This is a genomic window from Nocardioides sp. CPCC 206348 (genome assembly GCF_048654705.1).
GTDB lineage: Bacteria > Actinomycetota > Actinomycetes > Propionibacteriales > Nocardioidaceae > Nocardioides.
Genome location: NZ_JBMCZA010000107.1, coordinates 115,429 through 124,358, shown reverse-complemented (window position 1 = coordinate 124,358; position 8,930 = coordinate 115,429). Strand labels below are relative to the sequence as shown.

The 8,930-nt window shown below is 70.2% G+C and carries 11 protein-coding genes and 1 pseudogene; 5 read left to right on the top strand and 7 right to left on the bottom strand.

All coding sequences use genetic code 11. The features are described from left to right. Positions 1-344, bottom strand: a 344-nt coding sequence (locus ACOADB_RS06065) for a hypothetical protein (protein ID WP_378597050.1), incomplete at its 3' end; no start/stop codon positions are given. Positions 345-558: 214 nt separating this feature from the next. Between ACOADB_RS06065 and ACOADB_RS06060 the strand changes: the two genes are divergently transcribed. Continuing rightward, positions 559-1,440 carry a hypothetical protein gene (locus tag ACOADB_RS06060; RefSeq protein WP_378597049.1) on the top strand — a complete coding sequence of 294 codons (882 nt, stop codon included), beginning with the start codon at positions 559-561 and terminating at the stop codon, positions 1,438-1,440. 206 nt (positions 1,441-1,646) lie between these two features. On the opposite strand, the gene ACOADB_RS06055 is transcribed toward ACOADB_RS06060, so the two are convergent. The 6 genes from ACOADB_RS06055 to ACOADB_RS06030 form a co-directional block, all read right to left on the bottom strand. Beyond that, complete coding sequence (locus ACOADB_RS06055) at positions 1,647-1,880, bottom strand: hypothetical protein (protein ID WP_378597047.1); 234 nt, start codon at positions 1,878-1,880, stop codon at positions 1,647-1,649. A 126-nt stretch (positions 1,881-2,006) separates the two neighbouring features. Further along, positions 2,007-2,723, bottom strand: a complete 717-nt coding sequence (locus tag ACOADB_RS06050) for a hypothetical protein (protein ID WP_378597046.1) — start codon at positions 2,721-2,723, stop codon at positions 2,007-2,009. Continuing rightward, positions 2,720-2,887 carry a hypothetical protein gene (locus ACOADB_RS06045; RefSeq protein ID WP_378597045.1) on the bottom strand — a complete coding sequence of 56 codons (168 nt, stop codon included), beginning with the start codon at positions 2,885-2,887 and terminating at the stop codon, positions 2,720-2,722. Before ACOADB_RS06045 ends, ACOADB_RS06050 begins: the two co-directional genes overlap by 4 nt. A gap of 122 nt (positions 2,888-3,009) precedes the next feature. Then, positions 3,010-3,417 (bottom strand): hypothetical protein, encoded by a 408-nt coding sequence (locus ACOADB_RS06040; protein ID WP_378597044.1) that lies wholly within the window; start codon positions 3,415-3,417, stop codon positions 3,010-3,012. A gap of 227 nt (positions 3,418-3,644) precedes the next feature. Then, positions 3,645-4,934, bottom strand: coding sequence for an ATP-binding protein (locus ACOADB_RS06035; RefSeq protein WP_378597042.1), 1,290 nt, complete (start codon positions 4,932-4,934; stop codon positions 3,645-3,647). A gap of 68 nt (positions 4,935-5,002) precedes the next feature. After that, on the bottom strand, positions 5,003-5,353 hold the full coding sequence (locus tag ACOADB_RS06030; protein ID WP_378597041.1) for a hypothetical protein: 351 nt from the start codon (positions 5,351-5,353) through the stop codon (positions 5,003-5,005). 232 nt (positions 5,354-5,585) lie between these two features. Here ACOADB_RS06030 and ACOADB_RS06025 point away from each other — a divergent pair, with 232 nt between their 5' ends. The 4 genes and pseudogenes from ACOADB_RS06025 to ACOADB_RS06010 all read left to right on the top strand — a co-directional run. Next, the gene (locus ACOADB_RS06025; RefSeq protein ID WP_378597040.1) at positions 5,586-6,044 is read left to right on the top strand and encodes a helix-turn-helix transcriptional regulator; all 459 of its coding nucleotides are present in this window, start codon (positions 5,586-5,588) and stop codon (positions 6,042-6,044) included. A gap of 304 nt (positions 6,045-6,348) precedes the next feature. Then, complete coding sequence (locus ACOADB_RS06020) at positions 6,349-7,056, top strand: SAF domain-containing protein (RefSeq protein WP_378597039.1); 708 nt, start codon at positions 6,349-6,351, stop codon at positions 7,054-7,056. 3 nt (positions 7,057-7,059) lie between these two features. Continuing rightward, complete coding sequence (locus ACOADB_RS06015; RefSeq protein ID WP_378597038.1) at positions 7,060-7,902, top strand: hypothetical protein; 843 nt, start codon at positions 7,060-7,062, stop codon at positions 7,900-7,902. Next, positions 7,899-8,930: pseudogene (locus ACOADB_RS06010) on the top strand (hypothetical protein); the annotation flags it as partial. The gene ACOADB_RS06015 and the pseudogene ACOADB_RS06010, both read left to right, overlap by 4 nt.

Below are 8,930 nucleotides of genomic sequence, written 5' to 3'. Positions count from 1 at the left end.
AGGTCGCGTGCCTCCCGGATCAGGTCGCACAGGTCGACGACCAGCTGGGAGCTGTTGATCAGATCGGGGCGGTGGGCCGGGAGTGGCCGGGTGAGCTCCTCCGCGGCCGTGAGCAGCTGCAGCGCGCTCTGCCCATCGAGGTCCTCCTGGTCGACGTCGGGCAGCTGGTAGTCCTCGGGGAGGAGTGAGCTGGCCTGCGCCTGTGCCAGGTAGACGCCGAGACCGAGGGACTGCAGCGGTGAGTCGGGCTCTGCCCCTTCCCAGACGCGGGTGGCGGCCTGGTGGAGCAAATGGGCGATGGAGCCGAGGCGGTCCCAGGTGTCATCGGCGGTGAGGGTGTGCACGGGGTGGTTCCTTTCGGTCGGAGTGGTCCGGGATCGGGTCTGGTCCATGAACCCATGGCGGGGCCGGTCCCTGCTCTGGCGTGGATTGGGGCTGTGGATAACTCCGTTGGTGTCGGCGGCTGGGCACAAACTGGTCTCGTTCACCTAGGTCGCGCGGAGATCGTCGGACGATCACCCCGCGGCAAAGCCGAGAGATTCGCACTAGTGCTGACCGATGGAGGTGGTCGAGATGAAGGTCCCGATGACGGTGCTGAGGGTCGTGACCCTCGGGCCTGCGCTGCTGGTGAGCTTCGTCCTCGCCGTGGTGGTGTTCGCGCTGCTCCCGCCGGCGCTGGGCCTGGTGCTGTTCCTGGCCTCGGCGGCCGTGCTGGGCGCGTTGGCACTGGGCCAGCTCGAGGTGGTAGCGATCGGGTTGCTGACTCGGTCGCGGCCAGCGACAGAGGCCGAGTTCCGGGTGATGGCGCCGGTCCTGGCTGAGCTGGGTCGCTATGGCATCGACGTCGGTTCCCTGTACGTGCGTCGTGTGCAGCATCCGCAGACGCCGGTGGCGTTGGCGATCGGGCACCGGGCGGTGGTCATCACGCCGGGCCTGGTGGAGGGGACCTACCGTGGCGGCGTGACCGGCGCGGAGGCTGTGGCGGTGCTTGCGCATGCCGTGGGCCGGCGCCGGGTGATCCGGCCGCGGCTGGAGGCTGCGGTGCTGGCGGCCACGACGCCTTGGCGGATGGTGGTGGCCACGTTCCGCGGTGTGGGTCGGGCGTTTGCCTGGCTGCCGTTCATGCGGGTGGCCTGGACGCTGCGCGGCGTCGTGGGCGTGATCTGCGTGGTGCAGTCGGTCGCTGAGGGCCGGACCTGGCCGGGGCTGCTGGGCGGGGCGGTCATCGCGCTGACCTACCTGGTGCCGGCGGCTGGCCGCGTGATCGAGGTCCGCGGGGAGGTTGCTGCGGACCAGCTGGTGGCCGAGCTCGGGCTGGGCGGGGTGCTGGCGGGGCTGCTGCGTCGCTACGGGCATCCGATGACGCTCGAGCGGCTGCAACGCCTCGAGGCGGCAGCGGAGCCGCCTCAGCGGCCGCGGCTGCACCTGGTCCCCGGCTGAGCCGCGCGTGGGCAGTCCACGCGCCTAGTCGTCGTCCTGGAAGCCGGACGTGGAGTGGTGGACGCAGCCGCGGCCGTCCCCTACGTGCGGCTTGTGGTTCATGCACGGCAGCGGGCCGAGCCTGTGCGAGCAGGCGACCCATCGCAGGGTCGATTGGCTGGGGGCGGCCGGGGTGATCGGGGCAGTCATCGCTGACACCTCCTGGCCTATCGGCGCGTGCCGCGGCGGCGGCCGAGCTGGGGGCGCTGGTAGGCGGCGGTGTCGGTGTGGTCGTGCTGCCGGCCCGATCGTTGGACCTGCGCGATCTCGGCGTCGGGGGAGGGGCCGGTGTCGGCGGTCGCGCCCTGCGCGGCGGCTTCCTCGGTGGCCCGGATCTCCTCGGCGCGCTGGCGGGCCTCTTCCTCAAGTGCTGCTTCCTCGCGAGCGGCGTAGTCGCTCATGGTGACTCCCAGTGGATCCCACGGACCGGCACCGGCTGCGCCAGTCCTCCTGGTCTCCTAAGTCCGACCCAGGGGTGGGGGCGATCACCTGGTGGTCGGCAGTTGCGCGACTGTCCGGCTCCCGCCCTACCGAGCTGGGGACCCGGCGGCCGGGGCGGCGGCGCTGGTAGCCGGGTCCCGGCCGTGCTCGGACATCCGGCGGCGGGCGTTGTCGGAGATCTCGGCGGCGATGGCGGCCGACTGCCGGGCGCTGGTCGCAGCGTGGTCGACCACGTCCCCGAGGAAGCGAACGTCCTCATCCGCGCGGCCGAGCTCCTTGCCGGCAGTGCGGATGCTGCGGTCCAGGGTGACCGGTTCGAGCAGCGTCGGCGTAGTGACGTCCTGGCTGGCTCGGTGCGCGCGGTCGACGTGCTGGGCGGCGAGCTGCGCCACCGGCTTGGCGAGCGCGACCATCTCGCCGACGATTGCGATGCGTGGCTTGAGCTGCGCGACGTCGCCCGCGACGACGGGATCGGAGGTGTCCGCCAGGTCGAGGAAGCCGCGGGCCTCGATGAGCGACTCCGAAGCGCGGTTGAGGTGCCCGAGTAGCTCGCGGGTCAGCTCCGGTATGTCGTTGCAGCGGGTCTGGAGTCGACCCAGGTGCTCGCCAGCCGCCTCGAGGTAGAAGTCACCGCGGTCGGTGAGTCTCGCCTTGGCTGAGTCGAGCTCGGCGTCGTCGAGCACGCGGAGCGCGGAGGTGACCGTGGTCTGGAGCTCCTCGACCACCCGTCGGGCGCGGCTCACGGCCTGCTCGGCGACGAAGACGGCGTCGGCCGCGCGCAGCCTGGTGTCGGTGGCGGTCATGCCGATTCACCGCCTCCGACGTCGGGCGGGGGCGTGCGACTCGTTGGTGGCAGGACCACGTGCAGCCGGTCGAGCGAGGCCAGGGCCTGCTCGAGGTGGGCACGGACCTCCTGGACAGGGTCACGGTCGGGCGCACCGCTGGGTGCATCGATGGGCTTGCTCACGGACAGCTCCTTGGTGGACTGGGGACATGTCTCAGTCACCAAAGGAAGACCGCTCCGCCCGGGCGATCACCCGGTGGGAAGAAATCTGGATCCGGGCCGGGCTTACGACCGCTGTCGCAGGGTCAGGGCTTGTCCCACGTCATCGACTCCTGGCCGTCGGCGACGCCCTGGCTGATGATGTGGGCGGTGGCGTTGCGGGCGGCGTCGAGGTGCTTGTGGACGTCGACCGCGAGGCCGCGCGCCTCCTCCAGATGGAGTCGCGCGACGCCGATGGCCATGGACGGATCGGATTCGTCGGTCATCGAGTCCATGCTGAGCACCTGGTTGACCAGTGCTTGCTCAAGCGTGTTGGACAGTTGCGAGAACGCCTGGGGGAGCGCGGCCGCGATGTCGGCGAACTCGGCGAGCTGGTCAGACGTCTCGGCCGGGATCTGGTCCCGCTCCCACATCGTGATCCGGTTGAAGCCGTAGACGTGTTCGCGGGCCGCATTCGCGTGCCCCGTTGCCTCGCGCCTGTCAGTGTCGTCCACCAGCTGCTCCTTCGGTCCGATGGGGTCAATGCGTCGAGTCTCGCTGATCGCGCCGGCCCTCGCCTGGCGCGAGCGCTCGGCTGTGGATAAACCGGGAAGTGCTTCCCTCCAGGGTCGTCGGGCGGGATCACCTCGGCGACCTCGCCGAGGTGGCGCGACCGACGCCAATCGGCGAATGGCATCGCCGACCTCGAGGCGGTTCTGCGTCGCCAAGCTCGCCGTGGGCTCTACAGCGGCGGCGTGTCGTGACCGCCGTCGGAGGCGGGCGGGAGTTCGCGCCGCCGGCGGCCGGCACCGAGCCGGCCTGGCGCCGGGTCCGTGGCGTCCGAGGGCGCTCCGGTGGCCAGCGTCTCCCGGATGTAGCGGTCGAAGCCGGGCATGGTGAATCGGAGCTCGCCGTGCCCGACCGGCTCGATGATGCCCTTGTCGATCAGGCGTTCACGGGGAACACCCAGCGCTTGGGTGGGTCGCTCGAGCGCCGCGGCGATCTCCGCGCGCGTCACCGTCGTACTGCCAGCCTCCGCCATGACGGCCATGATCTTCTTCTCCAGATCGCTCGCGGCCGCCCAACGTGCGGAGTACATGGTGGTCAGCTGGTCGTCGGTGACCGGAAGCCCGGCGTTCACGTCGTCGATGTCGAGCACAACGCCTTCACGTGGTGGGCGCGCCGCCTCCCAGGTGGCGTGTGCGAGAACCTGCAGCAGGTAAGGGAAGCCCTGGGCCTCCGCCACGACCGCTTGCAGTGCCTGGGAGGTCCAGTGAACTCCCAGGTCGTCCGCGGGCTCGGCCACCGCCGTCTCCGCGGCCGCGGGTTGAAGTCGTGGGAGGGTGAGGAAGGTGCTGCGCTCCCCGAACGTGGCCGCCTTGACCAGGGCAGCGGGCGCCGAGGGCAGCCCGGCGCCGATCACGGCGAAGGGGTTGTCTTCCCGTTTCCCGGCCAGGTTCTGCATCGCGTTGAGCAGGACCGCGAGGTCGTCGCGCGCAGCGGCGTGCAGTTCGTCGACGAAGACGACCAGGCCCGCGCCGCCGCGGCCGCGCACCTGCCTACTCGTCTCGTGCAGGAGGTCCTCGAGGGCTGAGATCCGGGCGCCTCGCGGCGCGTCGCCTTCGGAGCGGTCCGCCGACGCCGAGGCGCTCACCTTCACGACGCTGGGCACGCCGATCTCCACGCCGATTCGCTCCAGGCGGAGACCCCACCGTCCCTTCTCGGCGCGGGGCAGGATGTCGGCAGTCTCGATCGCCTTCCCGATCCGGCTGACCAGGTCCGGCAAGAACGGGGCGTTGCGTCGACAGGAGACCCAGGCGGTGATGAATCCGTGCCCCTCAGCGTCGCGCTGTGCCTCGCGCAGGAGCGAGGTCTTCCCGACACCACGCGGGCCCTGAAAGACCAGGAGCGGACCACCCATCTCGCCGTAGGTTCCGATCCGGCTCAGGTAGCCGCGAATGCGGTTCTGCTGCTCCCCCCGGCCGGCCAGCACCCGGGGCAGCTCGCCCGGGGAGTAGGGGTTCGGCAGCATCAGGATCTCCCATACATCTTGTTACACGTCAGCCATGTGTAACGACCTGTATGCCCGCGGCGCGCTGCTCAACGGGTGATGCCGTTGCCGGCCGCGTCGGCCGCGCCGCCGGCGAGCGGTGCACGGGCCGTGAGACGACGGCGGGCCGCGCCGTCCGGACTCTCGGCCGCGGGACCGACCTCTTCGACGTCGCGACTGGGACGGCTATCTCGCACCGGCGTCCGGGCGGCCTCGCTGAGAGATTCGGCCAGGTCCTCGACGTCGGCCTCCAGAACATGCTCAAGGAGGTCGGCGATGCTCGTTGGGGAGCCGTCGCACTCGGCCGCCAGGGAGGCGGCCAGATGGTCGAGCGCGGCGTTGCCGCGCGCAGTGAAAGTGACGACACCGGGACCCGGGTTCTCAGTTGGGGCTGTGCTCATGGTCCACCTCGCTTCCTGGTCACCTAAGTCACGCACGAGGTTGGGAGCGATCAACAGCGGCCGAAGCTCCCTCGCGCACGTACAGCGCGAACACGCCAACTCCGTAGCGTGGTGCCTTGGGTGGTCAGGGGTGCGTGCGAGCAACCGTCGTCAGCGGGTTCGAACTGTGCCCTGCTCTGTGTGCGGACCTTGACGAAGATCGCCGAGGGCCTGCAGATAGTGTTCGGCGGCGATGGTTTCCGGAGTCGATCCCTCAGCATTGCGGGCTGCCCGAGAGAAGGCGGGTCTGACCCAGCACGAGCTGGCGCGACTCGTCGGCGCAGCTGGGGGAGAGCGCGTCTCACGCTGGGAACTCGGTACCTCCGTACCGCGGCCCGACTTCCTGGTGAAGCTCGCTCGCGCCCTCGACCTCCCGGCGCTCCGGCTGATCCACCTTGACGGCGAGGTCCCCGATCTGAGGGCGCTGCGCCTGCAGGCTGGCTTGACCGTGCCCGAGCTCGTCGCCCGGACGAATCTGTCGGCACCGACGTACTACTCCTGGGAGCAAGGTCGATGGACCCGGCTGCCCGGGCCCTCCACGCTCGAGGCACTCGGGCGCGTTCTCCATGAACCGGCCGATGTCGTCGCGGCGGCGTTCAATGAAGCGCAGCGCCTCCGCCGACGGCGGCAGGGCCGGACCAAGCCTCGGTAGCTGAGTACCTGCGCGGATGATTGCCGCTGGACACGAGGGGCAGAATCGGCACGGGAGAAACCCGGACGAATGTGGTCTCATGGATCCGCACGTTCGGCCGCGCTGACGCTCAGTTCCATCGGGGGACTTGGGCCGCGACCCCTCCTGCAGAGGACTCTGGCGATGACTTCTCGGATTCCGCCCCCTGTGGAGAAACCAGAACTCGATAAGACTGCACTAGTGTGTTCCTATGGAATTGGGTCATGGTGATCGCCCCGGCCCGTCTTGACACATAGGTGATCGAGAGACGAGAGGACTCGGACTGATGTCGCTGGACACCACCTCACAGACCGCAGCTGGAGGCCCGCCGCCGCCGAGCGGCCCGGCGCCGGCTGCCCCGAAGGAAACGGTCGGTCGCGAGCAGGCCACCGCCCGGGCGAAGAAGCGCCGTCGGCCCTTGGTGTTCGCGCTCTGCGCGGTACTGGTCGCCGCCGGGGCGCTTGGCGCCGCGTTTGCCTACACCTCGGTCAGCGACACCCAGGAGGTCCTCGTCGTGAACCGGGACATCGCGCGAGGAGAGACCATCGAGCCGGGGGACCTCACGGTCGTTCGCGTGAGCATCGACCCCGCGCTCACGCCGATCAGCGGCAGCCAGAAGTCGAGCATCGAGGGCAGCCGCGCGGCCGTCGACTTGTGGGCCGGCACGCTGCTCTCCGAGCAACAGGTCACCGAGAACCTTGTGCCGGGGGAGGGGGAGTCCCTCGTCGGCATCAGTCTCACGCCGGCTCAGATGCCCTCAGAGCCCCTGTACTCCGGCGACACCGTCCGAATCGTCACCACCCCCGGCGACCAGGGCGAGGTCACCGAGCAGACGCCTGTCACGATCGAGGCCACTGTGGTTGGTGTTAGCCGCGTGGAGGAGACGGGGGAGACCGTCGTCAACGTCTCGGTCCCGAAGGAGAAGTCGGCCGACCTCGCAGCGCGCGCCGCCACCGGCCGCGTCGCGCTCGTCCTCGACACCCGGGAGCGCTGAGCCTTGGCGCTGATCGTCTTGGCCTCCGCGAGTGGATCTCCAGGCGTCACCACCACGGCGCTCGCATTCACCCTGAACTGGCACCGGCCCGTACTCCTGGTCGAAGCCTCGCCGGACGGAGCCTCGGGCGTCTTCGCTGGCTACTTCCGCGGCGCCCAGGAGCCCACCGGCGGCCTGATCAACCTCGCCCTCGCGCAGCGCGACGGCACTCTGGTCGAGGCCCTCCCGCGCGAGACCCTCATCCTCGACCCGGACGCCCCGGCTGAGAAGTCGGCGTGGTTTCTGCCCGGCATCCGCTCCCACGAACAGGCCCCCAGCATGCTGCCGCTCTGGGAGCCCCTCGCCGAGCAGCTGCGGTCACTGCACCGCAACGGCCAAGACGTCATCGTCGACGCCGGCCGAATCGGCCTCGTCGGCTGGCCCCAACCGCTGATCGCCGCCTCCGACCTGACCCTGCTGGTCACCCGGAACTCGCTGCCAGCGCTGGCTGGCGCCAGGTCCTGGGCCAAAGCGCTGCGCGACCAGTTCGCCACCGTGGGTGGTCTCTCCCGGCTGGGTGCTCTCCTCGTCGATGAGGACGGACGCTGGCCCACGGTGCCAACGGTCGTGCCCCGAGTCCGGCCCTACACCGCCCGCCAGATCGCCAAGGCCCTCCAGATCCCCGTGATCGCCTCGGTCGACTGGGACCCCGAGGTCGCCGAGGTCTACTCCCACGGCACCCGCAAGCCCCGCAAGTTCGAGTCCTCCAGCTTGCTGCGCAGCTACCGGGCCGGCGCGGCATCCATTCACTCCATCCTCGCCAGCAACCAGGCTGCACTCGCCCCCACGATTGGAGGCCGCGCGTGAGCACGACCGGACACCAGCCCGACTCCGTGAATTCTGCGGAGCCGCTCAGCGCCGAAGAGTGGCTAGAGGCACGGCACGCCGATCGCGACCAGCGCTCCCCCTTCGCGCGCGGCCGCGCCACCAGCAACGGCGCCCCCGCCGCGCCGCCCGCCAACCCGATCGCAGAGGACGACGATCCGAGCTCCCTGCCGATCTTCGGCGGGGCTTGGGCTAGCGACGACGCCCGGCCGGGGCGGACCCGATCCGAGTTCTCCCTGCGCCCGCTCGTCCCCAGCGACACCGTCAACGAGTCGTACGTCGACCACACGAACCCCTACCAAACCCGCGACTCTGTCCTGGACTGGGACCTGATCGCGCAGTACCGCGCCGAGATCTCCACCCGCCTGACTGCCCGACTGGACAAGGAAGGCGGCCGGATCACCGAGGAGGACCGCCGGCAGAAGGGCATCGAGGTCATCGAGGAGCTGGTCAAGGCCGAGGCCGAGAGCCTCGTCTCCACAGGCCGCCGCCCGTGGACAACAGAGGAGGAGAAGGCTCTCAAGAGGGCCCTCGAGGCCGCCCTGTTCGGCCTGGGCCGGCTCCAGCCACTGGTCGATGAGTCCGACGTCGAGAACATCATCATCATCGCCTCGGGGCCCGACTGCTCGGTGTGGCTGGAGAAGACCGACGGCACCGTGGTCCCGGCACCTCCCGTCGCCGACTCCGAGGATGAGCTGCGCGAGTTCCTCACCGATCTCGGAGCCCGCCAGAACCGCCCCTTCACCGAGGCCAGGCCCAGCCTTCACCTGCGCCTGCCGGGCGGCGCCCGCCTGGCCGCCGCCTCGTGGGTCACCGCCAACACCTCGGTCGTCATCCGGCGCCACGGCCTGCGCACGGTCTCCCTGGACGAGATGGTCTACGACCGCAAGGCGTGCGGACCCGTGCTGGCCGATTTCCTTGCCGCCTGCGTCCGGGCCGGCAAGAGCATTGTCGTCTCCGGGGTCCAGGGCAGCGGCAAGACCACCTGGGTTCGAGCGCTGTGCTCGTGT